This is a genomic window from Litoreibacter sp. JB4-2 (assembly GCF_055693445.1).
This window is the reverse complement of record NZ_CM146334.1, coordinates 3,075,114-3,100,145: the sequence shown is the minus strand read 5'-3', so window position 1 is coordinate 3,100,145 and position 25,032 is coordinate 3,075,114. Positions and strand designations below refer to the sequence as shown.

The window sequence follows — 25,032 nt, the reverse complement described above, 5'->3', positions numbered from 1 at the left end:
CGGACATTTCGAGCGAGAAAAAAGGCCGCCTCCTTTCGGAAGCGGCCTTTCTTTATTTCTAACCGGTGTCCCCCAGGTTTTCAGGGGTGTGGGCTCTCGGCGATTTCCGTTGGAAACCGCCTGCCGCCCACCCGACGGCGGAGCCGTCGTTACTCGGTGATTTTCGACACAACGCCCGCGCCAACAGTGCGGCCGCCTTCGCGGATCGCGAAGCGGAGGCCTTGCTCCATGGCGATCGGTGCGATCAGCTCGACGTCGAACTTCAGGTTGTCGCCAGGCATCACCATCTCTGTTCCGCTCGGCAGCTCAACTGTGCCGGTGACGTCTGTCGTCCGGAAGTAGAATTGCGGGCGGTAGTTGGCGAAGAATGGCGTGTGGCGGCCACCCTCTTCCTTGGTCAGGATGTAGGCCTCTGCCTCGAACTTGGTGTGGGGCTGAACCGAACCTGGCTTACACAGAACCTGACCGCGCTCAACGCCGTCACGGTCGATGCCGCGCAGAAGCGCGCCGATGTTGTCGCCAGCTTCACCGCGGTCCAGCAGCTTGCGGAACATTTCAACGCCTGTGCAGGTCGTTTTCGCGGTGTCGCGGATACCCACGATTTCAATCTCTTCACCAACGTTAATGACACCGCGCTCAACACGACCGGTCACAACGGTACCACGGCCGGAGATCGAGAACACGTCCTCAACCGGCATCAGGAACGGCTGGTCCACGGCGCGCTCTGGCGTCGGGATGTAGTCGTCAACAGCGGCCATCAGCTCTTTGATCTTCTCTTCGCCGATCTCAGGGTTGTTGCCTTCCATCGCCGCCAAAGCGGAGCCCGCGATGATCGGAATGTCGTCGCCCGGGTATTCGTAGCTGGACAGCAGCTCGCGGATTTCCATCTCGACCAGCTCCAAAAGCTCTTCGTCGTCAACCTGGTCAACCTTGTTCATGAACACGACCATCTTCGGGATGCCAACCTGGCGGCCCAGAAGGATGTGCTCGCGGGTCTGCGGCATTGGGCCGTCAGCGGCGTTCACAACCAGGATCGCGCCGTCCATCTGAGCGGCACCGGTGATCATGTTTTTGACGTAGTCGGCGTGGCCGGGGCAATCAACATGCGCGTAGTGACGCGCGTCGGTTTCATACTCAACATGAGCGGTCGAGATGGTGATCCCGCGGGCTTTCTCCTCAGGCGCGCCGTCAATCTGGTCATACGCCTTGAAGTCACCAAAATACTTCGTAATCGCAGCCGTCAGCGTCGTCTTACCATGATCAACGTGACCAATCGTGCCAATGTTTACGTGCGGTTTCGTACGTTCAAACTTCTCTTTTGCCATCTCGAAAGGCGCCCTTCATTTTATGGGGATCATCTGCCCCGATTCCACTTCGCGCGGTACCTATTCACCATGGGAAGAAAAATCAACCCTCTGTCGGTCGCGGCAGTGGACGAGGTGGTGCGGGTTGTGGCTCTGTAATCTCTTTGGCAAGCTGCGTCGCATCGTCTTTCTGCGCCGCCTGCTTTTCAAGATCGGAGACGTCGCGCCCAAAGAGATCGCTATTGGCGCGCAACCAACGTTCCATCGCTTTGGCGAATTGCGCAGACAGGCGCGCCATTTGTTCTTCTTTGGTGCGGAACAAACCCGATCCGATGACGGTTTCCCCGTCCAATCCTTCAAGCACAAGCAGTTGGGTCGAACGATCCTCAAGCCGCACAAGCGGGTCGGTTTCCCAGATATGAACCGTCGCTAAAATGGCCGACTTGTTCGACAAGGCCAGCCGCCCGCCTTTCGTCGCCAGCAGGTAACCATCCAGCGAGTAGCTCAGCGTGTAGGCGGTGTCGCCTTGGTACCTGCGGAAACGTTTCTCGACGGCAGCCTCAAGCGCCGTTTCCCATTCCTCAGCCGTGGCGTCCCGGGACACACCCATTTTGCGGGCCGTCTTGGTCACCCCGACGTTGCTTTCAAGGCGGAAATTACCCAGATCAACGGCTTCGTCGACCTCAGGATCGGGCGTCGCGCAGGCGCTGAGCACAAGACATCCCAGCAAAATCAATCCAAATCGCAACATGCGCTGCCCTCCAATGGCTCAGGGTTTGATAGCGGCCGAACGGCAAGAGGGCAATTCACACCGCGCGGGGAAAAATGCGGGTTCGCTCTCATTCCTGTGACCAAAGATACGCTCGTGAAGAAAGTGTAAGAAAGTTGGCGGCCACTCACCCACAAAACATGTCATCGATCTCACTTAGGCGTGATTTTGAGGCGCGCGCAGCGCTGCTCGATGGAGAATTTCGGTACTTTCACCGAAGAAAATCAATCCGAATGAGATCGTGATCGAGGCCGCGTGTTTCCAAGGAATACGCCGGAATGTTGTTCAAAATCTTGGGCTTGCGCTTCGCCCAATTTCGTTTGGGCGGTGCCTTAAGGCGCGCACAAAATCACGCGAGCCTCACGAACCAGAAACAAATCGATCACGCCCCGTCTCGGCAACGTTCGTTTTGAGTGAACGCCGTCCGAACTAACCATAGGCTGTCCATCCAGGAACGGGATTTGGACCAAACAATCTAGGAGCGAAGACCAATGAAAACACTTATCACAACGCTTGCCGTAACTGCGGCTTTTGCAACACCTGTTTTGGCAGAATCCGCCGCCGAACGGGCCGCTGCACTTTTTGCTATGAGCAACAACTCGGCTGCTGAAATCATGCTGCAAGACACATCTATGGGCGATTTCTCCGTCGCACAAATGCGCTTTGCCCTGGGCAATATGAGCGCCGCCGAGCGCGAAGCGTTTTTCAAAGCTGACACCACGGCTCAGATGAAAATCCTCGAAGCGCAGGTCATCTTGATGAATGGCGACAGCGCGGCTGAAGCAACCAACTAGTCATCAAAAGCAAAGCGCCCAAGCGGTTCTCGATTGCTTGGGCGCTCAGATCAGTAGGCACGTTCACCGACGAAACCCCACTAGAAAAGGTAGATGCGAATGCAACATTCAAACAGTACGAAGATAACGCGCCGCAAATTCTTTGCCTCAACCAGTGCGGCGGCGATCGGAATAGGTGCTTTGCCCGTCGCCGCCACCTCGCAAACAACGCCCGCCGGCGAAGACATGGTCTATGAGGTCGTAAGAACAGAAGCAGAATGGCTCGCCCAGCTCGAAGAATTTGAGTATTTCATCCTCCGGAAAGGCCTGACGGAGCCGCCAAAAACCAGCCCGCTTTGGACGGAGGTGCGAGACGGCACATACCATTGCAAAGGCTGCGATCTCACCAGTTTCGATGGGCGTTGGAAAGTCATTTTGGACAAAGGTTGGGTGTTCTTCCACCACGCTGTTCCTGACGCAGTTCTATTAGGCATTGATGGTCCTGTGCCAGAATACGGCCAGATGGCTGATAGCGGTCAGGCCGTGACAGAGGTGCATTGCCGCCGCTGCGGCAGCCATTTGGGTCATTTGCTGAATATCAGCCCGGTTGGGATGGTCCATTGCATCAATGGAACCGCGCTCACCTTCAAGCAGCTTGATGCCTAGCTGAACTTATTGTTCCGCGGGAAACCATAAGGTGGGCGTTTGCCGACGCCCGCGCGCTTGCCAAGCCATTCGGTCATGTCGGGTTCAGTGCGGGTTTTGCCGCCACCCATTTCCCAGCTCAGCCCGTCATCCCAATTGAACGTGGTCAGGTCGGACAAACCGCCATCCAGCTCCAACGCTCCCTGTTTGCCGCGGGCCTGATTGTATTTCTGCAGCCGAACACCTTTGCCGCGCCCCATTTCGGGCAGCTCTGACGTTGGGAAGACCAGAAATTTTCCATTCTCGCTGACAATCGCGACGTGATCGCCTGTTACCGGTTTGCAGATCACGGCGCGGATGTCGTCCTTGACATTCAGGACCTGCTTGCCCGACCGGGTCTGCGCCACGACGTCGGCCTCTGGAACCACGAAACCGTCGCCTGCCGTTGAGGCCACCAACAATTTGCGCGCCGGATCATGCAGAACCAAGTCCACAATTTGGGCTTCATTGGGCAGATCGACCATCAGGCGCACGGGCTCGCCCATGCCCCGCCCGCCCGGCAGGTTGGACGCAGCAAGCGTATAAAACCGACCGTTGGAACCAAAGACCAGAAGCTTATCCGTCGTCTCTGCATGGAAGATAAAGCGCGGCCCATCGCCGTCTTTGAATTTCAGTTCGCGGGTCAGATCGATATGGCCCGTCATGGCCCGGATCCATCCCATTTGGGAGCAGACAACGGTGATCGGTTCGCGTTCGATCATCGCTTCAATCGGCACATCTTCGAATTCGACTGCTTCGGCAAACTCGCTGCGCCGTGCGCCAATCTCAGAAGATTTACCAAAGGCCTTCCGGGTTTCGCGTAATTGGTCGGCAATGCGCTTCCATTGCAGGTCCTCGCTGTCGAGCAGGTCTTCAAGGGAAGCGCGTTCGGCCATCAGCTCGTCGCGCTCACGCTTCAGTTCTAGCTCTTCCAAACGCCGCAAGGACCGCAAACGCATGTTCAGAATTGCGTCAGCCTGCACTTCTGTCAGAGACGGCTCATCGCCTGTTTTTGCTGGCCCAACATAGTCTTTTTCGGACGTGGCGCGGACATGCGTCTTGCCCCAATCCTCGAACATCAACGCCGATTTAGGGTCATCATCGTAGCGGATAATGTCGATCACCCGGTCGAGGTTCAGAAACGCGACAATGAACCCTTCGAGCACCTCCAAACGGTGATCGATCTTCTCCAATCGGTGGCGAGAGCGGCGCAGCAGCACATCACGACGATGGTCCAGAAATGCGCGCAGCACCTCTTTCAGCGAGCAGACTTTTGGCGTCAGCCCGTCAATCAACACATTCAAATTCAGCGAAAACCGTGTTTCCAGATCGGAATTGCGGAACATCATCCCCATCAATACATCCGGGTCGACATTCTTTGAACGCGGCTCAAGGATCAGCCTGATCTCGTCTGTGGATTCATCGCGCACATCGGCAAGAATCGGAATTTTCTTGGTCTGGATCAGCTCCGCGATCTTCTCGATCAATTTGGATTTCTGAACCTGATAGGGGATTTCGGTGACGACAATCTGCCATTGCCCCCGCCCCATATCCTCCACCTCATAGCGCGACCGCAGCCGGAAAGAACCGCGCCCGGTCGTGTAGGCCTGCAAAATATTCTCGCGCGGCTCAACAATGATGCCCCCGGTCGGGAAATCAGGGCCAGGGATATGTTCCAGCAAGGTCTCATCACGCGCATTTGGCGCTTTGATCAGGTGCAAGCACCCGTTGATCAGCTCCTCGATGTTATGCGGCGGAATATTCGTGGCCATCCCCACCGCGATCCCAGCGGCCCCGTTGGCAAGCAGGTTCGGGTAGCTCGCAGGCAGCACCACGGGCTCTTCCAGGCGCCCGTCGTAGTTCTCCCGAAAGTCGACAGCGTTCTCGTCGAGCCCTTCCAATAGGGCTTCAGCATAAATCGTCATGCGCGCTTCGGTGTAGCGCGACGCAGCGGGGTTATCGCCGTCGATATTGCCAAAGTTCCCCTGCCCGTCGACCAGCGGGTAACGGACATTGAACTCTTGCGCCAGCCGCGCCATGGCGTCGTAGATCGCGCCGTCGCCATGTGGGTGGAAATCGCCCATCGTGTCGCCGCTGATCTTGGCGGATTTCATAAACTTGCCGGTGGCGTTCAGCTTCAACCGCGACATGGCGTAAAGAATCCGACGATGCACCGGCTTCAATCCGTCGCGCGCATCCGGCAGCGCGCGATGCATAATCGTGGAAAGCGCATATTGCAGATACCGGTCCCCAATGGCGCGGCGCAAAGGCTCGACCATGCTGGCGGCGCTCATGTTGGGGTCGGTGGTCTCATCTGACATAGATCGTGTGTAGCGCCCGTGTCGGTGGCGGTAAAGCCATCTTGCCGCAGTCGCAGCGCAAATTTTTTCCCCTGAGAATCGCAGCCATCCACGCGCTAGCACAGGTGCCGAACGGAATTGCTGCATCGGGGGATGTTATGTTTAAATGGGTCGCGGGCCTTTGCGCCACACTGTATCTGACGCTTCTGATTTTCGGGGCGCCACCCAAAGGTGTCGAACTGGCCGAACATAATCGCGTGGACACGCCCGTGATCGCCGTATCCGCCAGCCCGAAAGCGCAGCTTGATACAAATGCCATTGCTTTGCCAAAACCGGCGGTAGCCTTGGCGACCCCCGACACAGCAAAGACACCTGATGTCGCGGTCATTGCCTTGCCGACGACCGCCGCGCCATCCCTTGCCGTGGCCAAACCCGTCGCGCCAAAAATCACCGCCAAGCCAAAGCCGCAATCCGAAATCGCGCAACCAGACACCGGCATCGGTGAAATCTGGCGCGTCACCGGCTCGACCGTGAATCTGCGCAAAGGGGCCACCACACGGGCCAGCGTTGTCGGCCAAACGCGGCGTGGTGACAGCGCCGAAGTGCTTGAACTGCTCGACACAGGCTGGGCACGCGTCTTCATTCTAGAGTCCGGGATCGAGGCCTATATGTCCGCTAAATTTATCAGCCGCGAGAGCTAAAATCGCGGCTGGTCAGCACAGCGCAGATCGCTTAGCGATGCGTCCATGACGCAGAAATCTATCCTGATCACCGGCTGTTCCTCGGGCATCGGTTATGACGCCGCCCACAGCTTGCAGAAACGCGGATGGCGGGTGTTCGCAACCTGCCGAGCGGAGGAAGATTGTGCCCGGCTACGGGACGAAGGCTTGGAGAGCTTCCCGCTCGATTACACCGATTCCGCATCATTGGACGTGGCTTTGGCCGAATGCCTGAGCCGCACGGGCGGCACGTTGGACGCGCTTTTCAACAATGGCGCCTATGCCACCCCCGGCGCGGTCGAAGACTTACCGACAGACGCTTTGCGCACCAATTTCGAAACAAATTTCTTTGGCTATCATGCGCTGATCCGGCGCGTGATCCCGGTGATGCGCGCGCAAGGACATGGCCGTATCCTGAATTGTTCCTCCGTGTTAGGGCTCGTTACAATGAAATGGCGCGGGTCCTATAATGCGACCAAATTCGCTATGGAGGGCCTGACCGACACCCTACGGTTGGAGATGCGCGACACGCCGATCAAAATCATCCTGATCGAGCCCGGTCCTATTACGTCAGACATTCGGAAAAACTCGATCGCCCCGTTTGAACGCTGGATCGATTGGGAAAATTCCCCCGGCGCGCGCAATATGAAGATCAACTCATCAAGCGGCTCTATGAGACGCGCGGCCCCGACCCGTTTGAGCTGCCCGCAAGCGCCGTCAGCAAAAAACTGATCCACGCATTAGAACATCCCAACCCGCGCCCGCGCTATTTTGTGACCACGCCGACCTATGCCATGGCGCTTCTCAAACGCCTGCTTCCGACGCGCGCGCTTGATTGGATTCTGGCCAAAGGCTAAATTCGCGTTCGCTTTTGGCGCGCCGCCCGCTAAGTCGCTTACAAAGAAATGGAAGGAGCCGGCCCATGGCCAAAGACCCGCTTTTTATCGTTGTGGCGCTCGCCTGTATCGGGGTGCTGATCATTTTGATGATCGGCATCGGGGGCTTTGCAAAGGGCGGTGACTTCAACCGCAAACATGCCAACAAAATCATGCGCTACCGCATCTACGCTCAGGCTGTTGCCGTCGCTCTAATCCTCGTCTTCGTCTTTTTCCGCCGCATGGGAGGCTCCTGAACCAATGGTTGTTCTGAACAAAATATACACAAAAACCGGCGATGCTGGGGAAACCGCGCTCGGCAACGGGGCGCGCGTTGCAAAACACTCTATGCGTGTCACAGCCTACGGCACGGTTGATGAGGCCAATGCCACAGTCGGCCTCGCCCGGCTTCACGCCTCAGGTGATCTCGACGCGCAGCTTTCTGCCATCCAAAACGACCTCTTTGATCTCGGTGCGGACCTGTGCCGACCCGATATGGAGATGGACGCGGAGGCCGAATTCCCCCTGCGCATCGCACAAACGCAGGTCGCTCGGCTCGAGTCAGAGATCGACGCAATGAATGACGCGTTGGAACCGCTTCGGTCCTTCATTCTGCCCGGTGGTTCGGCCCTGGCCGCTCAACTGCATCTGTGTCGCACAGTGTCGCGCCGCGCAGAGCGGCTCACGGTGGAATTGGCCACAATGGAATCGGTCAACGACGCGGCGGTGAAATACCTGAACCGCCTCAGCGATTGGTTCTTTGTGGCGTCTCGTATCGCCAATAATGACGGCAAAGACGACGTGTTGTGGGTGCCCGGCGCAAATAGATAGCGCTAACTTGGATGCCATCGTGAAAAAATACGCTTGAATTTCACGGACGCGACGTCAGAATGCCGGGGCGCGTCGATTTTGACCTATTTTCCGTCACGGCGCTCGGCTAACGATTAGCCAAACAGTTTCCTGCGCCCAGCCGGGCGCTTCAATTTTTGGGAGAGAACGCAGATGAAGGTCCTCGTGCCGGTCAAGCGTGTGATCGACTATAACGTGAAAGTCCGTGTGAAGGCGGATGGCAGCGGGGTCGATCTTGCAAATGTGAAAATGTCGATGAACCCGTTTGACGAAATTTCCGTCGAACAGGCAATTCGGCTGAAAGAAGCCGGCCAAGCTGACGAGGTCATCGCGGTTTCTGTGGGCGTCAAGCAAAGCCAGGAAACGCTGCGCACCGCGCTTGCGATGGGTGCTGACCGCGCCATTCTGATCGTTGCTGCAGACGACGTGCACACCGATATCGAACCACTTGCCGTCGCCAAGCTGCTCAAAGGCGTGATCGACGAAGAAAAACCCGGTCTGGTGCTCTGCGGCAAGCAAGCCATCGACAATGACCTCAACGCCACCGGCCAAATGTTGGCCGCGTTGATGGGTTGGAGCCAGGCAACTTTCGCATCTGAGCTGGAAATCGAGGGCGACAAAGCTGTCGTAACCCGTGAGGTTGATGGCGGCCTGCAAACGATCAAAGTGAGCATGCCAACCGTTGTCACCGTGGACTTGCGCTTGAATGAACCGCGCTATGCCTCGCTTCCCAACATCATGAAAGCGAAGAAAAAACCGCTCGATGAAAAGACGCCCGAAGATTATGGCGTTGATGTTTCGCCACGCTTGAGCGTTGTGAAGACAGAAGAGCCGGAAGCGCGCAAAGCGGGCGTCAAAGTGGGCTCCGTCGACGAGCTGGTCACAAAACTTAAAGACGAAGCGGGGGTTCTCTAGATGGCTGTACTTCTTTTGGCTGAGGTCAACGATGGCGAGCTATCCGTTGACGCAACCGCATCCGCAATCACCGCCGCAGGCCCATTGGGCGATATCGACGTGCTGTGCATCGGGGCCACTTGCGCCGCAGCCGCAGCCGAAGCGGCAAAAATCTCCGGCGTCGCAAAAGTGCTCTGCGCTGAAGATGCGATTTATGGCAAACGCCTTGCCGAACCTGCCGCCGACCTGATCGTGTCGCTGGCCGGTGGGTACGATCATATCGTCGCCCCTGCCACAACGGATGCGAAAAACATCATGCCGCGCGTCGCTGCTTTGCTCGACGCGATGGTGATGACGGATGTGTCCGGCGTTGTCGACGCAAACACTTTTGAACGCCCGATTTACGCCGGTAACGCAGTGCAAACAGTACAAACGACCGATGCGAAGAAAATCGTCTCATTCCGGACATCGTCTTTTGACGCGGCCGACATGGGTGGATCAGCCTCAGTTGAAAATATCGGCGCGGCAGGAAACCCGGGGCTTTCCGAATGGGTCGCAGACAAGGTCGCGGAATCCGATCGCCCAGAGCTGACATCGGCAGGCATCGTTGTGTCTGGCGGTCGCGGCGTTGGGTCTGAGGAAGACTTTGCGATGATCGAAAAGCTGGCCGACAAGCTGGGCGCCGCCGTCGGCGCGTCGCGCGCTGCGGTTGACTCTGGCTACGCACCAAATGATTGGCAAGTTGGTCAGACCGGCAAGGTTGTTGCACCGGACCTGTATGTTGCTGTCGGCATCTCCGGCGCTATTCAGCACCTTGCGGGCATGAAAGACAGCAAGGTAATCGTCGCGATCAACAAAGACGAGGAAGCACCGATCTTCCAGGTTGCAGATTACGGCCTTGTGGCCGACCTGTTCGACGCCGTACCGGAGCTGCTTGAAAAGCTCTGATCAGCCCGCAACTAGATTTAGAAAAGGCCCTGCATCTGCGGGGCCTTTTTTTACTTTTCGTCCAAGGCAGGCAGTAGTTTTGTCGCCACCAAGCCATGAAATGCGGGGCCTGGGACATGTTCCGCAGCGGCAGCTTCCATTTGTGGGAAAAGCATCCCGTCAGTCCCCAAACCCTTGATCTCAGGCGTATTGACCACCTCAACATAGCCATCTGTCTTGGCAACCATACGGTCCAACATGTCGCGATCCACAAATAGCGGATCTGACCCAAGTTCGGGCCCCATATCTTCGTCATCAGGGCTGCGTTCAGACGCCCACAACAAGATCACTTTGGTATCAATGCGCTTGAGGAGGAGCTCCATCCGCGCTTGCCATGCGGTCTTCAGCTCTTGTTCAAGAACAACAAACTTTTCTGGCGACAGCGTTTTCAAAGTCATCAGCAGATGCCGCGTAAAGGCAAATTCGGTAAAGTCCACCTCGCGAAAGATGGTGCTCATCAAGGTAGAAGCTTTCAAGAAACGGTCATTGCGGCGCGGATGCACCGAATAGAACCGGTTCGACATATTATGCGCCCCCATGATCTGGATCACGGTGAACTCCGCCTCGCAGCATAGCGCCAGGACTGCCTCATCATTCACAAAGGCGTCTACACCGCCATTCACGGTGCCAAGGTTCACGCACGGATGCCCCAGCGTGTCTTCAACGATCTCTGGAAAGGGTTTGGGAATGTACTTCCCATAGGTTTCGGTGCTTCCCAGAAACACACCATATTTCTTGTTTGTATCCCGACGCGGCCCCCGAAACAGAAGTTTTGAGTTGCCGTAACGGCATTGCTGATAATCAATTGGGCTCTCGCCCGGTCTTTCATAGGCCATAACCCACCTCACACGACTCACATGAGGCCAATGTGAGCCGCAGCCCTTTCCAAAAAGCTAAACCCGAAATTTGCCCAAATTTTTAGGAAACACGGCCCCTTGTTTCCGGTCCTATGCGCGGCCTATGTTGCCACAGGATTTGCGGATTTACGCGGTAGGGGTGCCGGTCACATGGACATCAAAAAAGTCGGTATCGTCGGTGCGGGGCAGATGGGAAATGGCATCGCGCATGTCTTCGCTCTATCGGGCTATGAAGTGATTTTGTCGGATGTATCCCAAGATGCTTTGGACCGCGCTGTCGCTCTGATCGACGGCAATCTCGCCCGTCAGGTGACCCGCGAAAAGATCACCGCGGACGCGCATCGCGGCGCAATGGAGCGCATTTCAAGCACGCTAAAGCTCTCCGATGTAGGTCCGACCGATCTGATCATCGAGGCCGCAACCGAGCGCGAAACCGTAAAGAACGCCATTTTCGACGATCTGTTGCCCCATCTCAAACCCGACACGATCCTCACGTCCAATACGTCCTCCATTTCGATCACGCGTCTTGCCTCCCGCACGGATCGACCCGAAAAATTCATGGGGTTTCACTTCATGAACCCGGTCCCGATCATGCAATTGGTCGAGCTGATCCGCGGCATCGCCACCGATGATGAGACGTATGCCTCTTGCCTGGCAGTGGTCGAAAAGCTTGGAAAAACAGCGGCTTCTGCCGAAGATTTCCCCGCCTTCATCGTGAACCGCATCCTGATGCCGATGATCAATGAGGCGGTTTATACGCTGTATGAAGGCGTCGGGAATGTCTCGTCCATCGACAGCGCGATGAAACTGGGCACCAACCATCCGATGGGACCGCTGGAGCTGGCTGATTTCATCGGGCTCGACACTTGCCTGGCGATCATGAACGTTTTGCATGATGGGCTTGCTGACACAAAATACCGCCCCTGCCCGCTGCTGACAAAATATGTGGAAGCCGGCTGGCTTGGGCGCAAATCGGATCGTGGTTTTTACGACTACCGCGTCGATCCACCGAAACCCACGCGCTAGCTACTTCTTTGCTTGCGCGGCTAAGGCCAGTGTTTCTTCGCGCAACCACGCCACGAGATCCGCGCGGGTTTGACGACCATTCCCTGATCTTTTCTGGATCGAACGGTTCTCCGACCACCGGGGCCTGCGGTTTGTAAAGCGCGTGGCGAACCTCGTAGATCAGCAAGCCCTGACGCAGGGTCGCCGAAATCTGATTGGCGATCTGGTAGGCCCTCGAATTGCGTCCCGGGAAATATATCGGCACCACCGCCGCACCGGAGCGTTGTATCATCTTTGCGGTAAACGGGTTCCACTCTTTTTCAATCGCGGGGCCAAACCATGTCTCAGACGTCGCCACAACACCCGACGGGAACAAGACGATCACGCCCTCATCCTTCAAATGCTCCATCGCGCGGCGGCGCATCTCAAGGTTCTGTTGCAGCGCGTCTTCTTCATGCGGGAACGGCACGGGGATCATGAACTGGTCGATCGCGTTGACGCCGGTCAAAAGGGACCGTGTCAAAATCTTGTAATCCGTGCGCACGCGGCCAATGGTTTCGGCCAACACCATGCCGTCGACCAGCCCATGGGGGTGGTTAGCGACGATAATGACGGGACCCGTTTTCGGGATGCGGTCAAGCTGATGTTGAGGGGTTTGCAGCTTGATACCCATCACGTCCAGCGCATCAGCCCAGAAGCCCTGCCCAAACTTAACCCCGCGTTTTTCGAACTTCCGCACAAGGTAAAGAAGATGCAGCTTTCCGGTGAACAGCTCCATCGTTTGAATAGCTAAACGCTTGAAAGGATTGGCAAACGTATTTGCGTAAGACAGGTTGCGACGGTCATAAGCCACATATTCCGGGTCGCCCGGAACTGGCTCCACCTTCGGGTCCAGCTGGTTGGGATCACTCATCGGCGGGGGTCAACGCTCTTCGCCAAACTTGTCGGCCACCAGCGCAGCAATTGCCGCACCCAGCGGTTCCGCCTGCGGTCCTTGGGTCTTGACGTCGATTGAGGTGCCCCGCGCTGCGCCCAACATCAGCAAGCCCATAATGCTATCACCGGACACGTCCATCCCGTCCTTACTGACGGTCGCCGAGGCGTCAAACTGTTCGACCACCTCAACAAGCTTGGCCGAAGCGCGCGCGTGCAGGCCCTTTTCATTGACAATCTGCAAGCACTGCTCAGTCATCCGAGGTCATTCCGTTGAAGCTGTTTATGTATTTTCGACCCGCTTCCATGGCGAAGTCAACGGCTTGCGGCACCTCAAGATGGCGGGACTTGGCGAGCTTGATCAGCATCGGCAAATTGGCCCCATACAGAATTCGGCGGTTTTGCGGTTTGCATGCCTGCAAAGACAGGTTCGACGGGGAGCCGCCAAACATATCCGTCACCACAACGACCCCTGCCCCGGTATCAACCTCGTCCGCGGCGGCACAAATCTCGGCCTGTTTTGATCCGCGGTCGTGATTTTCTTCAATCGTGATCGCTCGGATACCGTCCTGGGCGCCCACAACATGTTCGACCGCAGACAAATACTCCTTGGCCAGCCCTCCATGCGCCACGATAACAATACCAATCAAACCGAGCCGTCCCCGTTGCGGCGCGCCCTTGCGCCTCTATGTGCTATATCAAAGCCCCGAACCAACCCCAGCCTGGCGACTTTCCAATTCTCGGTGCCTTATAGACACCCGCCACCCCTTATTGGCAAGGGCTTTGCCGAATTCTTCCGCTACGGCAACGGAGCGGTGTTTCCCACCCGTGCAGCCTAGCGCCAGACCCAAATGAGCTTTCCCTTCAGCCCGGAATGCGGGCAGCAAAAGCTCTGCCATATCGTTTAGTTGCGCAAAGAAAGGCGCATAGCTTGGGTCGGTGCGCACATAGGCCGCAACATCAGCATCTTGGCCGGTTTTCGGGCGCAGCTCGCGATCCCAATGGGGGTTTTTCAAAAAGCGGCAATCCCAGACCATATCGGCGCCGCGCGGCAATCCACGCTTGTAGGAAAACGACTCAACCGTCAGCGACATCAACCCGCCATCAGACGCTTTGAACCATCCCGCGATTTCCGCCTTCAGCTCATGCGGGGTCAGGGCCGTGGTGTCGATCAAAATATCAGCGCTCGCACGTAGCGGTTCAAGCAGCTTGATTTCCTGTTCAACACCTTCGCGCGGGCTGGCATTTGGCGCCAGCGGGTGCCTGCGCCGGGTTTCCGAATACCGCCGGATCAGCACATCTGCATCAGCATCAATAAAAACCAGCTGGTGATCCAAACCGGGCCGTTCCGCCAGCTCATGTCCCAACTGGGCCACGCGTTCAGGGGAAAAGTCACGGTTACGAATGTCGAGCCCCAAGGCAAGCGGAAGCTCTAGTTTCGGACCATCCAGCAAGCGCGCCACCAAGGAGATTGGGATATTGTCAATTGTCTCAAAACCCAGATCCTCAAGCGCATTAATCGCGGTCGAACGCCCCGCGCCCGAAGGCCCGGTCACCAGCACCACTGCATTGTCCGTTTTCGAATCTGTTGCCATTCAGGCGTCTTTCAAAAGACCTAAGCTTGGCCGCGAAGATAGAGCAAAACAGCGGCAGGGAAATACGCCGCTTCAACGTATCGCCAAATTGTGACGGGAATGCCCAAGCAATCGATGTGCTGCGGAGCAGGCAATCGTTGCGTCTGCCGCACATCCATGTCGACGATCAACGCAATCGGCACAGCGCCAACCCGGATCCGGACATCCAGCAAGCCGATACCACGTGCTTCAATCTTGGCCGGCAACCCGTCCGGTTTTGACGCAATAACCTGTTCTCCGCTGCGTGTCAGGGTGACTTGATCATCCGCGACCAGCTCCGCACCTAGGGCCAAAAGCTGTAGCGCGAGGCCTGATTTGCCGCTGCCCGAACCTCCTGTAATCAACACGGCCGCATCGGCCACGCAAACACATGTCGCGTGACGCATTTCTTGCGCGCCGTCAGACATGAGGGCACGAAGGCTGTTCAGGAAGACTAGGTTGGCAGGCCAACAACAAAGCGCGCGCCCAATGGCTCGGAGGTAATGTCGGCATCAGTTGGTCGGATATTCTCGGCCCAGATCACACCACCATGCGCCTCGATAATCTGTTTCGAGATCGCCAACCCAAGGCCAGAGTGATTGCCAAATTGCTGCTCAGGGCGTTCCGAATAGAACCGGTTAAACACTTTGTTCAATGCCTGTTCCGGGATGCCCGGGCCGGTATCCTCAACAACGACAAGCACGCGGTTGTCACGACGGCGCGCCCAAATGCGGACCGCGTCGCCGTCTTCACAAAACGACGTCGCGTTGGTGATCAGGTTGACAAAAACTTGAGCCAGTCGCGCTTCAAGACCATGGATGATAATCGGCTCATTCGGCACATCGCGGATAAACTCGACGCCTTTCTCGGCGGCCTGTTGTGACAGGTATTCTGTCAGATTGCTCAGCATCTTCATCAGGTCGAACGGTTCTTCGTCTTCCTTGACGAGCTCGCTGTCCAGACGCGACGCGTTCGAGATGTCGCTGACCAACCGGTCGAGACGCCGCACATCATGCTCGATCACTTCAAGCAGGCGGAAGCGCTGATCATCCGTTTTGGCCACATGCAAAGTGCCCACGGCCGAACGCAGTGACGCCAGCGGGTTCTTGATCTCATGCGCGACGTCGGCGGCAAACTGTTCGTTCGCATCGATGCGTTCATAAAGTGCCGAAACCATGCCGCGCATCGCCCCAGAAAGGCGTCCGATTTCATCGGGGCGTGCGGTCAAATCAGGGATGCGAACGCGTGATGGGCTCACCTTGCGGGCGTTGCGATCGCGACCAAGCTCAGCCGCAGCGGCCAGATCAGACAGCGGGTTGGCTATGGTCGATGCCAAAACAAGGCTCAAGCCAATCGACACAAGGATTGCGATCACGAACATCTGTAAAACTTGCTCACGCTCAACGCGCACAAGCTGGTCGATCTGCCCAGCGATAGTGGTCAGGGCAACCACACCAACGGTGCCGTCGCTCAGCTCAATCGGTGTCGCGACCGAGAAAATGCTGCCGCTGGCGCCGTCCAAACCGCTGCGCACTTGCGTTTCACCTTCCAAGGCACTGGACAGCAACCTGCGCGCTTCTTCCTCGCCGGTGATGCTGGGTAGAACAATCTCATCCGGGCCAAAAACGCTTGAAACGCCTTCCCAGACGGAGTTCAAAAAATTCGTAATGATGGTGCTGTTGCTGTCGGGCATCAACGCTTCGGTGCCTGCAAGCGGTTCGCGTTCCATGCCCAATGTGCTGGCGACCAAAGCCTCATCTGCGGCAAAGACAAACACTTCGACGCCCGGCGCAATATCGAGACCTTTCAGTGTCTCTTCCGCCGCCAACCCACCAGACGCTGTTAGCAGAGTTGTTCCTGCCCCAAGACGCGCCTCGAAGACATCTGCAATCAGCTCAGCCTCAGAGACCAATCCGGCCTCCCGCTGTACAACAAGGCTGTCGCGGAATGGGTTCAAGAACAATACGCCCGCGACTAGGATCACCAGCGCGAGCAAATTGAATGTGATAATCTTGCGCGCCAAAGGCGAGCGGTTCAGCGAAATGAAATTCCGCTTCTTCCGGCTGGATTGTAGTTCATCCTCGACCGAGACATCCTGCTCGGTCCAGTCCTCACCCATTTCCAAATCCGCATTACGCACTGGTTTCGCGTCCGCCACGGCAATCCTCGACGCCAAAGTCATCGTTACTCTTCGTTATATCTGTACCCGATCCCATACAGGGTCTCAATCGCGGAGAAGTCATCATCCGCAGTGCGCATCTTCTTGCGCAGACGTTTGATGTGGCTGTCGATGGTACGATCATCCACGTAAACCTGATCGTCGTAGGCCACGTCCATAAGCTGGTCGCGTGATTTAACGAAACCGGGACGCTGGGCCAAAGCCTGCAACAACAAAAACTCGGTCACGGTCAGCGACACGTCATTGCCCTTCCAAGCGACTGTGTGGCGCAGAGGGTCCATCACCAGATCGCCGCGTACCATGGTTTGCGCGACTTCGCCTTCGCCAGCGTCGTCTTTTTCAATCGCGTCCTTGCGACGCAGGATTGCGCGAATGCGTTCCACCAGCAAACGCTGTGAAAACGGCTTGCGAACATAGTCATCCGCACCCATGCGCAGGCCCAGAACTTCGTCAATCTCGTCATCTTTCGATGTGAGGAAGATCACAGGCACTTCGGATTTCTGGCGCAAGCGCTGAAGCAAATCCATGCCATCCATGCGCGGCATCTTTATGTCGAGAACGGCCATATCGGGCATCTTGCGCGAAAACGCATCCAGTGCACTTTGGCCGTCATTGTAAGTCTCGACTTCGAAACCTTCTGCTTCGAGTGTCATCTGGACGGACGTCAGAATATTCCGATCGTCATCCACCAACGCAATCTTGGACATGGGGAAACCCTTTGTACTGCTCATTTTTGTTCTTTGTTTTGACGCATCATCCGCCGAGATCCTCTCAGAATCAATATTTTTGTGCCGAATCATCGGTTTCGGCGCCTCATTTGGGCATTTCAGTCCTAATGTTTGACTAATTTGCCGCACATTGTTTCCAATGATAACGCTAACCCCGCGCTTTCTCCCTGTTCCCCGGCCCCATGCTGGTTGCTATAACTAAGACCTGCCGCATTGCTGCGGCGTCATGTGCGTATGGCCCACCACATGCTTTTTGATCCGCGAGGCATGGACCCCTCGCGACAGGAGACATTTCTCATGACCCAAGGACGCGTCAATCCCGCGCAGACACTTGAAACACAAGGCATTACCGGACTTGGGGCGGTCTACTATAACTACTTAGAGCCTGCACTGATCGAAAGCGCGCTTAAAGCGGGTGAAGGCACGCTTGGCAAAGGCGGCGCGTTTCTGGTGACGACCGGCACCCATACTGGCCGCTCACCAAAAGACAAATTCGTTGTGCGCACCCCAAGCGTTGAAGACACCATTTGGTGGGACAACAACGCGCCAATGGACGCCGACGCTTTTGACGTTCTGCATGCCGATATGCTGGAACACATGAAAGATCGCGACTATTACGTGCAGGACCTGTTCGGCGGCGCGGACCCGTCGCAGCGTCTCGATGTGCGCGTCGTGACGGAGCTCGCCTGGCACGGGCTGTTCATCCGCCACATGCTGCGCCGCCCAGAAGCAAGCGAGCTGGAAAGCTTCATCCCCGAATTCACCATCATCAACTGCCCAAGCTTCAAAGCCGATCCAGCCAAGCATGGCTGCCGCACTGAAACCGTCATCACGATGCATTTCGACAAGAAGCTGATCCTGATCGGTGGCACGGCCTACGCGGGTGAGAACAAGAAATCTGTCTTCTCGCTGCTGAACTACCTGCTGCCCGAAAAAGGCATTATGCCGATGCACTGCTCTGCAAACCATGCCCCGGGCAACCCGGCGGATACGGCGGTGTTCTTCGGCCTATCGGGCACCGGCAAGACCACGTTGTCAGCGGAGCCCAACCGGGTGCTGATCGGCGATGATGAGCACGGCTGGTCGGACCGCGGTTCTTTCAACTTTGAAGGTGGCTGCTACGCCAAGACCATCAACCTGTCGCGCACGGCGGAGCCGGAAATCTACGCCACGACGGAGAAATTCGGAACGGTGGTCGAGAACATGGTCTTCGATCCCGACACGCTGGAGCTGGATTTTGAAGATGACAGCCTGACCGCCAACATGCGCTGCGCTTATCCGCTGCACTACATTTCGAACGCATCCGATACGGCGCTGGGCGGGCATCCGAAGAATATCATCATGCTGACCTGTGACGCGTTCGGGGTTCTGCCGCCGATCTCCCGCCTTACCCCGGCGCAGGCGATGTATCACTTCCTGTCGGGCTTCACCTCAAAAGTTGCGGGCACGGAGCGTGGCGTGACGGAGCCGGAACCGACCTTCTCGACCTGCTTCGGGGCGCCGTTTATGCCGCGTCGGCCGGAAGTCTACGGCAAGCTTCTGCAAGAAAAGATCGCCAAGCATGGCTCAACCTGCTGGCTGGTCAACACGGGCTGGACCGGCGGGGCTTACGGGACGGGGTCGCGGATGCCGATCAAGGCCACCCGGTCGCTGCTGAGCGCGGCGTTGGATGGGTCGCTGAACAAGGGAACCTTCCGCGATGATCCTAACTTTGGCTTCGAGGTGCCGACGGCGGCCGAGGGTGTGGCTGATGTCATTCTTGATCCGCGCCGGACCTGGGACAACCCGGAGGCTTATGATCGTCAGGCGGCCAAGCTGGTGGAGATGTTCTCCGACAATTTCGAGCAATACCTGCCTTTTATTGATGCCGACGTGAAGGCGGCGGCGATCAGCTAGACCCTGCTCTTTTGAAAAGAAAGGCCCGCCCTGTGCAAGCAGCGGCGGGCCTTTTTACGCGCGCCCCGCATGCGGGGAATCTTGTAAGCCGCTGATCAAAAAGGCTTTCCAAAATTTGTTAACCAAATAGAAAGGGTCAATGCGTGTCGCGGCGGGCGTCCAGATAGATGCGGATCCGCTCTAGAATTGGCAACATTTCCTGCAGCTGTTCGGGCGACACGACATCGGCAATCGGGCCCAGCCCGGAGGCCACTTTGACAATCGTCTCTTCGCGCACCTTCCGACCCGCATCCGTCAGCCAAACCTGTTTGGAGCGCGCATCTTCAGGGTTCGGGCGCATCTCAACCAGCCCGTGTTTCACAAGCCCGGCCAGCGTATGCGTCATCGACGTCTTGGGGACCTGAAAGGCGCGGGCCAGCACCAGCGGGGTCTGGCCATCTTTGACGCGGGTCAGATGGTTCAACACCGTAAAATGCGGCGCGATCAGCCCATCTGGCAGCTGCTGTTCCAAACTGTGACGGCTGAGCTGTTCAATGATGCCAATTTCATTGAACAGCTTGAAATACTGCGGAAGGGTCTTTGGGTCCATGGCGCAACCATGGCTCAGACAAGCTTGGCTTCCAAGGGCCAACGCGGGCTTTGTGGCACCGGGGCGCAATATCCCAGACGGGCAAACATCTGCAACGTGCCCCCGTCGGGCGCCAGCATTTGATGAATGTCGCCATAAAGCTGCGCCATTTCGGGATATTCCTGCAAAGCCTGGCTGAGCGGTTGCATCGCGACGCCTTCGCGCGTGGTGGCCAGGTTCATACGTACCCAATCGCGCCCGGCATTGATCTGGTCGATGCGGCTGTTGCCCGCAGTCGTGATCCAGATAAAGCCCATCGCGGTTTCCGCATTCTCCAAAACCGCATTCATGCCTTCTTTATAGGCGGTTGAGCTTGTGTCGAGCGCGGCTTCCCGCGTGAACACCCCGAATGTGCTCATCGTCTCAAAGATCGGGCCAGAAAAATCAATGCCGTCCGGGTTGGCGTTCACTTCCTTATAGCCAATGCGGAACAAATCGACGCTTTCTTTGAATGTGTGGGGCGTTTCCACCTCGATCACCAAGGCTTCGCGCGCGAGGTCGCGCAATGTTTGAACAACGCCTGCATCGACGGTGCTGCCCGTGGTCGTGCCATTGACGCAGGCGGCCTCAAGTCGGGGCAGCAGATCGGCGGCGACAGGTTTGGACAGATCGAACGGCTCTTTCTGGGTGCGACGGTCCATGATCTGGGCGAAAAGCGGATCAGGCGTGCCGCCTTTTTCAAAACGGATATGTGCGATGGGGCGTTGATCCAGCGCTTGGGTCATCTCGCCTTCGGGGAAAAGGTCAAACTGCGCGTCATAGCCATCTTGACTGGCCGCGATCCGCATCGTTTCCAGAAAGCAGCCAAGCCCGATGGTGATCTGTCGCGAAAACGGGTCGGTATGGGGCAGCAACCGGTCCGTGTCGACAAAGAGCGTGATCTGGTCGGGCACGCTCAGATCGACTTTCCAAGGCTGCCGGTTATGCGGGTTCGGCGACAAGATCGCGTAGGACAAAGCGCGCATCCGCGGGCTGTCATAAAGCCCGGCCTGCGCCCAAGGTTGAATAGCGGCACTGGGTTTGCGGGTGACGCGATACCCCAATCCGCCTGCAGCGACGACAACGCCACCGCCCAAAATTGCCAATGTTTTTCTGCGTGTCAGGTCCATTTCGATTCTCCATTTAGTGCGATTTCGTACTATTTAGTTCGATATCGTACTTTTATCAAGCCTGAAGAGATGGATTGCCACTACTTGGCTGAATTGGTAAAAGAACTTAACCAATACGGACCAAAAGAGTTAAGTTATGGCGCCTATCACCGAAATTGCGGACCTCAAGCGCATCTACAAACGACGCGTCCCGAAGATGTTCTACGATTATTGCGAAAGCGGCAGCTGGACCGAACAGACATTTGACGAGAATGTTTCAGACTATGCCCAGCTGCGCCTGCGACAGCGTGTGGCGGTGGATATGACCAACCGAACCACCAAAACGCAGATGATCGGGCGCGACGTGGCGATGCCGGTCGCACTTGCCCCTGTGGGCATGACCGGCATGCAGCACGCCGACGGCGAGATTTTGGCGGCCAAAGCGGCGGAAAAATTCGGCGTGCCGTTCACGCTGAGCACCATGTCGATTTGTTCGATCGAGGATATCGCTGAGAACACCACGGCCCCGTTCTGGTTCCAGCTTTACGTGATGCGCGACGCGCAGTTCATCGACAACCTGCTGGGCCGCGCCAAGGATGCGGGCTGCGACGCGATGGTCCTGACGCTGGATTTGCAGCTTTTGGGGCAGCGCCACAAAGACATCAAAAACGGGTTGTCCGCCCCGCCCAAGCTAACGCCCCTGGTGATCGCGGATCTGGCGACGAAATGGGGTTGGGGCCTCAAGATGCTGCAGACCAAGCGGCGCACCTTCCGCAACATCGTGGGGCATGCGAAGTCGGTCGACGATATTTCCCAGCTGCACAGCTGGACCGCACAGCAATTTGACCCACGGCTGAATTGGGACACGGTGAAGGAATACCGCAAGAAATGGGATCGCAAACTGATCCTGAAGGGCATTCTGGACGTCGAAGACGCCAAAATGGCGCTGAATGTGGGCGCCGATGCGATCATCGTGTCCAACCATGGCGGGCGGCAATTGGACGGGGCGCTGAGCTCCATCAAGATGTTGCGGCCAATTTTGGACGCGGTGGGCGACAAGATCGAGGTGCATATCGACGGCGGCATCCGGTCGGGTCAGGACGTGCTGAAAGCCACCGCGATGGGCGCGCAGGGTACCTATATCGGGCGCGCGTTCATCTACGGGTTGGGCGCGATGGGCGAACAGGGCGTGACCGAAGCCTTGAACGTGATCCACAAGGAGCTGGACACGACGATGGCCCTTTGCGGGGAGCGCGACATCGCCAATCTGGGCGAGCATAACCTGCTGATCCCCAAGGGTTTTGAGGGCGAGTGGGCCTGATTACGCGCCGCGCCGCCTGAGCACCGGCAACAGCACGAACAGCGCGCAGACCAGCAGCGCAATGGCGGCGAAACTTGCGCGCAGCCCGAAGGCATGACTGATCAGCCCCATCGCGGCGGGGGCAATAAAGAAGCCTGAAAACCCGATCACAGCGGCGCGCGAAATGGCCAGCGTGCGCAGCTCCGGCGGCACCAGACGCCCAACGATGGCCAGCCCGATGGGCCCGATGGCGGACACGCCCAGGCCCAGCGTGCCAAACCCCACATAAGCGATCAGCGGCGTGGGGGCCGTAGCCGCGATGACCGCACCGGCGGCGGACAGCACCGCGCCCCAGAAGATGACCGTCAGATCGCTCCATTTATCGGCGACGGCCTGCCCGCCGAACCGCCCTATAGCCATGGTGATGCCCAGCATCATGGGGCCAAACGCGCCCTCCGCCGCGCGCCCGCCCAAGGTGCGTTCGACATGCAGCGCGGACCAACTTTCGACGGCGGCCTCGGTCATGAAGGCGATCAGCACCACCGCACCGCAGAGCCCGACAATGGCGTAGGGGAAGCGGCCGCGCGCCTTGGCGTCTTGCGCGACCTCGGCTACCTGCATGCGGGTTTGGCTGGCCAGCAGTAGTGCCACGACGCCAACGCTGGCGAAGATCACGACGGGGCTCATCGCGGCTTCCCGGCCCAGCCCGGTGGCGAAAGCGCCGATAGCGTAGGCCACCGAAAACATGCCGTGATTGGCGTTCATGAGGGGGCGTTTATGCGCCGCTTCCAGCTCGGACACGCGGGCGTTCATGGTGACGTCGAGCAGCCCCGAGCCCAGCCCGCACAGCATCATCGCCACGAAAAACGCCAGCGGCGTTGTTGCGAGGCCGGGGAACAAGAACGCGGCGGCAAGCACAACGGAGGCCACCGGCAGGCCCCATTGCCCCAGCTTGCGATCAAAAATGGGCGCGAGGATCATCGTGGTCATCAACCCGATGGAGGTGCCCAGCAGCAAAAGCCCAAACGTGGCGTCATCAGCGCCGATCTGCGTTTTGAGCTGCGGCGCCAACGCGGCCATCGACCCCCAGAAGAGCCCCACAATCATGAAGGCCGCGACGGGTTGGTAGGACAGGCGTATGGCAGAAAGCACGGACATATCTTCGCCAGTAGTCAGTTCGCTTTCGGCTCTCAAGACCAATCTTGACCGGCATGACTGGCGCCAGCGCGTAAATCTGTTGGCAGCGCATATCTTTGGTCCGTTTGGCCAAAATGGGTCGTCACAGGCCCGAAATGTCTTTGGCTCTCAGCTTTCAGCTTTCGTTGGTGTAACAAACACATCTCGCTGACGGCGCTCCAAGACCCACGCGGCCAGGCGGGTCAGGCCGATGCCCGTCCGAAATTCGAATTCTTCATAGTGAAGGCGGCGCGGACCCACACCGTATTGGCGTAACCCTTTTTGCAACGCCTCCCGCAATGCGACCGGGCCACAAAAGGACACCTTCGCATGCGAAAGACCACAATGTGAGGCGTCAGATATAAGCCGCGCCGAAAGCCGTCTCATTTCATCCGAGAACACCAAGTGAAGGTCGAGATTGGGTTTTGCGCGCGCCAACGCCTCCAATTCCGCGATATGGGGCGCGTCTTCGCGTGATTTCGCGCAGTAAAACAGCGCAACCTTTGGGCTTTCGGGGTCGAGCGCATCCGCCCATGCAAGAAAGGGTGTGATCCCGATCCCGCCCGCGATCCATATCTCAGGGCCTGTCCCTGAATACCGAAAGCGACCAAACGGGCCCTGAATGCTGACATCCTGCCCGATTTCCAAACTGCCGTTCAGGCGCGATGTATGATCCCCCAGTGCCTTGACGGTCACGCGGAGCGTTCCATCCGCGTCAATCCCGGAGAAGCTGAAGGGATGCGCTTCGCCATTGCCCGACCCAAGAAAGCGCAACACGCCAAACTGACCCGGGATCGGCTTGAGAATTTTGCCAACTGGCGTCAACGTTACCGCCAAAGCGCCGCCCGTTTCTTCAAGGCTAGCAATGGAATACATCTTTGACGGCCGCATGTAGTCGGGCACCAGCGTCCAGACATAAGCCAGCAAACCCGCGAGACAAAATGTGCCGGTATACAGCCCGGACGGGTCCGACATGGAAAACGGCTTCATGATGAAAAAGAAATGAAACGCACCCGCCGCAAAGAGTGCCCCCATCGCTTTATGGGTCCATTTCCAAAGATGGTACGGGATGAAGGTTGCGACGGAAATGACGACAAGGATCAAGAGCCCGTATAAGCTAATCTCACCCAAGGTTTCGGCAATTTCGGTCAGCGCTGTGTCCCGGCCAAGGCCTCGCATCTCCGCATCAATCGTATCGTGAACCAAAATCGCTGCCATGGCGGCGATACCGGCCCATTTGTGCAGCACATATATTCGGTCCAAGCCCCCAAACAGGGTTTCTATACCGGGCAAACGCGTCGATAGGATTTGCCCCCAAGCCATCAAGATAAGTGCGGCCAAACCCAAATATTGCGAAAACAACGCAATCTTATCGGGGACACCGGGAAGCGCGAAAAGCTGGAAGGCCGGAACAGCGACCGTCACAGCAATCAAAATTAATCCTAGAGGGTTCATGGCGGTCCTTACTCGGCACC

The 25,032-nt window shown here is 57.4% G+C and carries 24 protein-coding genes and 2 pseudogenes; 11 read left to right on the top strand and 15 right to left on the bottom strand.

The features are described from left to right. Positions 1–149 precede the first annotated feature (149 nt). Positions 150–1,325 (bottom strand): elongation factor Tu, encoded by a 1,176-nt coding sequence (gene tuf, locus ACZ1G7_RS15350; RefSeq protein WP_472660257.1) that lies wholly within the window; start codon positions 1,323–1,325, stop codon positions 150–152. Positions 1,326–1,407: 82 nt separating this feature from the next. After that, entirely contained in the window at positions 1,408–2,055 is a 648-nt protein-coding gene (locus ACZ1G7_RS15345) for a hypothetical protein (protein WP_472660256.1), read from the bottom strand. A gap of 509 nt (positions 2,056–2,564) precedes the next feature. Between ACZ1G7_RS15345 and ACZ1G7_RS15340 the strand changes: the two genes are divergently transcribed. Together ACZ1G7_RS15340 and ACZ1G7_RS15335 are read left to right on the top strand one after the other, a co-directional pair. Further along, on the top strand, positions 2,565–2,867 hold the full coding sequence (locus ACZ1G7_RS15340) for a hypothetical protein (RefSeq protein ID WP_472660255.1): 303 nt from the start codon (positions 2,565–2,567) through the stop codon (positions 2,865–2,867). Positions 2,868–2,966: 99 nt separating this feature from the next. Then, on the top strand, positions 2,967–3,512 hold the full coding sequence (locus ACZ1G7_RS15335; RefSeq protein WP_472660254.1) for a peptide-methionine (R)-S-oxide reductase: 546 nt from the start codon (positions 2,967–2,969) through the stop codon (positions 3,510–3,512). On the opposite strand, the gene ACZ1G7_RS15330 is transcribed toward ACZ1G7_RS15335, so the two are convergent. Next, the gene (locus ACZ1G7_RS15330; RefSeq protein ID WP_472660253.1) at positions 3,509–5,851 is read right to left on the bottom strand and encodes a DNA topoisomerase IV subunit A; all 2,343 of its coding nucleotides are present in this window, start codon (positions 5,849–5,851) and stop codon (positions 3,509–3,511) included. The two genes, ACZ1G7_RS15335 and ACZ1G7_RS15330, sit on opposite strands and share 4 nt — an antisense overlap. Positions 5,852–5,988: 137 nt before the next feature. On the opposite strand from ACZ1G7_RS15330, the gene ACZ1G7_RS15325 reads away from it, so the two are divergent. From ACZ1G7_RS15325 to ACZ1G7_RS15300, 6 genes and pseudogenes are all read left to right on the top strand, one after another. Continuing rightward, positions 5,989–6,531, top strand: coding sequence for an SH3 domain-containing protein (locus ACZ1G7_RS15325; protein ID WP_472660252.1), 543 nt, complete (start codon positions 5,989–5,991; stop codon positions 6,529–6,531). 45 nt (positions 6,532–6,576) lie between these two features. Beyond that, positions 6,577–7,406 (top strand): annotated as a pseudogene (locus tag ACZ1G7_RS15320) (SDR family oxidoreductase). Positions 7,407–7,471: 65 nt separating this feature from the next. Beyond that, positions 7,472–7,681 carry a twin transmembrane helix small protein gene (locus ACZ1G7_RS15315; RefSeq protein WP_472660251.1) on the top strand — a complete coding sequence of 70 codons (210 nt, stop codon included), beginning with the start codon at positions 7,472–7,474 and terminating at the stop codon, positions 7,679–7,681. Positions 7,682–7,685: 4 nt separating this feature from the next. Then, entirely contained in the window at positions 7,686–8,255 is a 570-nt protein-coding gene (locus ACZ1G7_RS15310) for a cob(I)yrinic acid a,c-diamide adenosyltransferase (RefSeq protein WP_472660250.1), read from the top strand. 171 nt (positions 8,256–8,426) lie between these two features. Beyond that, positions 8,427–9,188, top strand: coding sequence for an electron transfer flavoprotein subunit beta/FixA family protein (locus ACZ1G7_RS15305; protein ID WP_472660249.1), 762 nt, complete (start codon positions 8,427–8,429; stop codon positions 9,186–9,188). Beyond that, the gene (locus tag ACZ1G7_RS15300; RefSeq protein WP_472660248.1) at positions 9,189–10,115 is read left to right on the top strand and encodes an electron transfer flavoprotein subunit alpha/FixB family protein; all 927 of its coding nucleotides are present in this window, start codon (positions 9,189–9,191) and stop codon (positions 10,113–10,115) included. 50 nt (positions 10,116–10,165) lie between these two features. On the opposite strand, the gene ACZ1G7_RS15295 is transcribed toward ACZ1G7_RS15300, so the two are convergent. Continuing rightward, positions 10,166–10,990, bottom strand: a complete 825-nt coding sequence (locus ACZ1G7_RS15295; RefSeq protein ID WP_472660247.1) for a DUF6473 family protein — start codon at positions 10,988–10,990, stop codon at positions 10,166–10,168. Between the two features lie 171 nt (positions 10,991–11,161). Between ACZ1G7_RS15295 and ACZ1G7_RS15290 the strand changes: the two genes are divergently transcribed. Beyond that, positions 11,162–12,037 carry a 3-hydroxybutyryl-CoA dehydrogenase gene (locus ACZ1G7_RS15290; protein ID WP_472660246.1) on the top strand — a complete coding sequence of 292 codons (876 nt, stop codon included), beginning with the start codon at positions 11,162–11,164 and terminating at the stop codon, positions 12,035–12,037. Here ACZ1G7_RS15290 and ACZ1G7_RS15285 read toward each other — a convergent pair. The 7 genes and pseudogenes from ACZ1G7_RS15285 to ACZ1G7_RS15255 all read right to left on the bottom strand — a co-directional run bounded on the left by ACZ1G7_RS15285 (position 12,038) and on the right by ACZ1G7_RS15255 (position 17,448). Further along, positions 12,038–12,929: pseudogene (locus ACZ1G7_RS15285) on the bottom strand (lysophospholipid acyltransferase family protein). 9 nt (positions 12,930–12,938) lie between these two features. After that, the gene (locus ACZ1G7_RS15280) at positions 12,939–13,208 is read right to left on the bottom strand and encodes an HPr family phosphocarrier protein (protein ID WP_472660245.1); all 270 of its coding nucleotides are present in this window, start codon (positions 13,206–13,208) and stop codon (positions 12,939–12,941) included. Beyond that, a complete protein-coding gene (locus ACZ1G7_RS15275; RefSeq protein WP_472660244.1) occupies positions 13,201–13,599 on the bottom strand; it encodes a PTS sugar transporter subunit IIA in 399 nt (132 codons plus the stop codon). Before ACZ1G7_RS15275 ends, ACZ1G7_RS15280 begins: the two co-directional genes overlap by 8 nt. 48 nt (positions 13,600–13,647) lie before the next feature. Further along, positions 13,648–14,544 carry an RNase adapter RapZ gene (rapZ, locus tag ACZ1G7_RS15270; protein WP_472660243.1) on the bottom strand — a complete coding sequence of 299 codons (897 nt, stop codon included), beginning with the start codon at positions 14,542–14,544 and terminating at the stop codon, positions 13,648–13,650. A gap of 20 nt (positions 14,545–14,564) precedes the next feature. After that, a complete protein-coding gene (locus ACZ1G7_RS15265; protein WP_472660242.1) occupies positions 14,565–14,990 on the bottom strand; it encodes a hypothetical protein in 426 nt (141 codons plus the stop codon). Between the two features lie 26 nt (positions 14,991–15,016). Next, on the bottom strand, positions 15,017–16,744 hold the full coding sequence (locus ACZ1G7_RS15260) for a sensor N-terminal transmembrane domain-containing protein (RefSeq protein WP_472660241.1): 1,728 nt from the start codon (positions 16,742–16,744) through the stop codon (positions 15,017–15,019). 2 nt (positions 16,745–16,746) lie between these two features. Beyond that, positions 16,747–17,448, bottom strand: a complete 702-nt coding sequence (locus ACZ1G7_RS15255; protein ID WP_472660240.1) for a response regulator transcription factor — start codon at positions 17,446–17,448, stop codon at positions 16,747–16,749. A gap of 318 nt (positions 17,449–17,766) precedes the next feature. Here ACZ1G7_RS15255 and ACZ1G7_RS15250 point away from each other — a divergent pair, with 318 nt between their 5' ends. Continuing rightward, positions 17,767–19,365 carry a phosphoenolpyruvate carboxykinase gene (locus tag ACZ1G7_RS15250; protein WP_472660239.1) on the top strand — a complete coding sequence of 533 codons (1,599 nt, stop codon included), beginning with the start codon at positions 17,767–17,769 and terminating at the stop codon, positions 19,363–19,365. Positions 19,366–19,501: 136 nt separating this feature from the next. Here ACZ1G7_RS15250 and ACZ1G7_RS15245 read toward each other — a convergent pair whose 3' ends face one another. Both ACZ1G7_RS15245 and ACZ1G7_RS15240 read right to left on the bottom strand, forming a co-directional pair. After that, positions 19,502–19,954, bottom strand: a complete 453-nt coding sequence (locus tag ACZ1G7_RS15245; RefSeq protein ID WP_472660238.1) for a MarR family winged helix-turn-helix transcriptional regulator — start codon at positions 19,952–19,954, stop codon at positions 19,502–19,504. 14 nt (positions 19,955–19,968) lie between these two features. Further along, entirely contained in the window at positions 19,969–21,102 is a 1,134-nt protein-coding gene (locus tag ACZ1G7_RS15240; protein ID WP_472660237.1) for an Acg family FMN-binding oxidoreductase, read from the bottom strand. A 136-nt stretch (positions 21,103–21,238) separates the two neighbouring features. Here ACZ1G7_RS15240 and ACZ1G7_RS15235 point away from each other — a divergent pair, with 136 nt between their 5' ends. Further along, positions 21,239–22,402 (top strand): alpha-hydroxy acid oxidase, encoded by a 1,164-nt coding sequence (locus ACZ1G7_RS15235; RefSeq protein WP_472660236.1) that lies wholly within the window; start codon positions 21,239–21,241, stop codon positions 22,400–22,402. On the opposite strand, the gene ACZ1G7_RS15230 is transcribed toward ACZ1G7_RS15235, so the two are convergent. Beyond that, positions 22,403–23,539: an MFS transporter gene (locus ACZ1G7_RS15230; protein ID WP_472660235.1), complete on the bottom strand. Its 1,137-nt coding sequence runs from the start codon at positions 23,537–23,539 to the stop codon at positions 22,403–22,405. A 147-nt stretch (positions 23,540–23,686) separates the two neighbouring features. Then, on the bottom strand, positions 23,687–25,012 hold the full coding sequence (locus ACZ1G7_RS15225; protein WP_472660234.1) for a ferredoxin reductase family protein: 1,326 nt from the start codon (positions 25,010–25,012) through the stop codon (positions 23,687–23,689). Between the last annotated feature and the right edge of the window lie 20 nt (positions 25,013–25,032).

Bases quoted from the DNA above. Each gene is read 5' to 3' on its own strand.
- ACZ1G7_RS15295 (WP_472660247.1), bottom strand. From the start codon at position 10,990: ATGGCCTATGAAAGACCGGGCGAGAGCCCAATTGATTATCAGCAATGC.
- ACZ1G7_RS15225 (WP_472660234.1), bottom strand. From the start codon at position 25,012: ATGAACCCTCTAGGATTAATTTTGATTGCTGTGACGGTCGCTGTTCCG.
- ACZ1G7_RS15245 (WP_472660238.1), bottom strand. From the start codon at position 19,954: ATGGACCCAAAGACCCTTCCGCAGTATTTCAAGCTGTTCAATGAAATT.
- tuf (WP_472660257.1), bottom strand. From the start codon at position 1,325: ATGGCAAAAGAGAAGTTTGAACGTACGAAACCGCACGTAAACATTGGC.
- ACZ1G7_RS15290 (WP_472660246.1), top strand. From the start codon at position 11,162: ATGGACATCAAAAAAGTCGGTATCGTCGGTGCGGGGCAGATGGGAAAT.
- ACZ1G7_RS15265 (WP_472660242.1), bottom strand. From the start codon at position 14,990: ATGTCTGACGGCGCGCAAGAAATGCGTCACGCGACATGTGTTTGCGTG.
- ACZ1G7_RS15250 (WP_472660239.1), top strand. From the start codon at position 17,767: ATGACCCAAGGACGCGTCAATCCCGCGCAGACACTTGAAACACAAGGC.
- ACZ1G7_RS15325 (WP_472660252.1), top strand. From the start codon at position 5,989: ATGTTTAAATGGGTCGCGGGCCTTTGCGCCACACTGTATCTGACGCTT.
- ACZ1G7_RS15335 (WP_472660254.1), top strand. From the start codon at position 2,967: ATGCAACATTCAAACAGTACGAAGATAACGCGCCGCAAATTCTTTGCC.
- ACZ1G7_RS15300 (WP_472660248.1), top strand. From the start codon at position 9,189: ATGGCTGTACTTCTTTTGGCTGAGGTCAACGATGGCGAGCTATCCGTT.
- ACZ1G7_RS15235 (WP_472660236.1), top strand. From the start codon at position 21,239: ATGGCGCCTATCACCGAAATTGCGGACCTCAAGCGCATCTACAAACGA.
- ACZ1G7_RS15315 (WP_472660251.1), top strand. From the start codon at position 7,472: ATGGCCAAAGACCCGCTTTTTATCGTTGTGGCGCTCGCCTGTATCGGG.
- ACZ1G7_RS15280 (WP_472660245.1), bottom strand. From the start codon at position 13,208: ATGACTGAGCAGTGCTTGCAGATTGTCAATGAAAAGGGCCTGCACGCG.
- rapZ (WP_472660243.1), bottom strand. From the start codon at position 14,544: ATGGCAACAGATTCGAAAACGGACAATGCAGTGGTGCTGGTGACCGGG.
- ACZ1G7_RS15260 (WP_472660241.1), bottom strand. From the start codon at position 16,744: ATGACTTTGGCGTCGAGGATTGCCGTGGCGGACGCGAAACCAGTGCGT.
- ACZ1G7_RS15230 (WP_472660235.1), bottom strand. From the start codon at position 23,539: ATGTCCGTGCTTTCTGCCATACGCCTGTCCTACCAACCCGTCGCGGCC.
- ACZ1G7_RS15330 (WP_472660253.1), bottom strand. From the start codon at position 5,851: ATGTCAGATGAGACCACCGACCCCAACATGAGCGCCGCCAGCATGGTC.
- ACZ1G7_RS15305 (WP_472660249.1), top strand. From the start codon at position 8,427: ATGAAGGTCCTCGTGCCGGTCAAGCGTGTGATCGACTATAACGTGAAA.
- ACZ1G7_RS15240 (WP_472660237.1), bottom strand. From the start codon at position 21,102: ATGGACCTGACACGCAGAAAAACATTGGCAATTTTGGGCGGTGGCGTT.
- ACZ1G7_RS15255 (WP_472660240.1), bottom strand. From the start codon at position 17,448: ATGTCCAAGATTGCGTTGGTGGATGACGATCGGAATATTCTGACGTCC.
- ACZ1G7_RS15345 (WP_472660256.1), bottom strand. From the start codon at position 2,055: ATGTTGCGATTTGGATTGATTTTGCTGGGATGTCTTGTGCTCAGCGCC.
- ACZ1G7_RS15310 (WP_472660250.1), top strand. From the start codon at position 7,686: ATGGTTGTTCTGAACAAAATATACACAAAAACCGGCGATGCTGGGGAA.
- ACZ1G7_RS15340 (WP_472660255.1), top strand. From the start codon at position 2,565: ATGAAAACACTTATCACAACGCTTGCCGTAACTGCGGCTTTTGCAACA.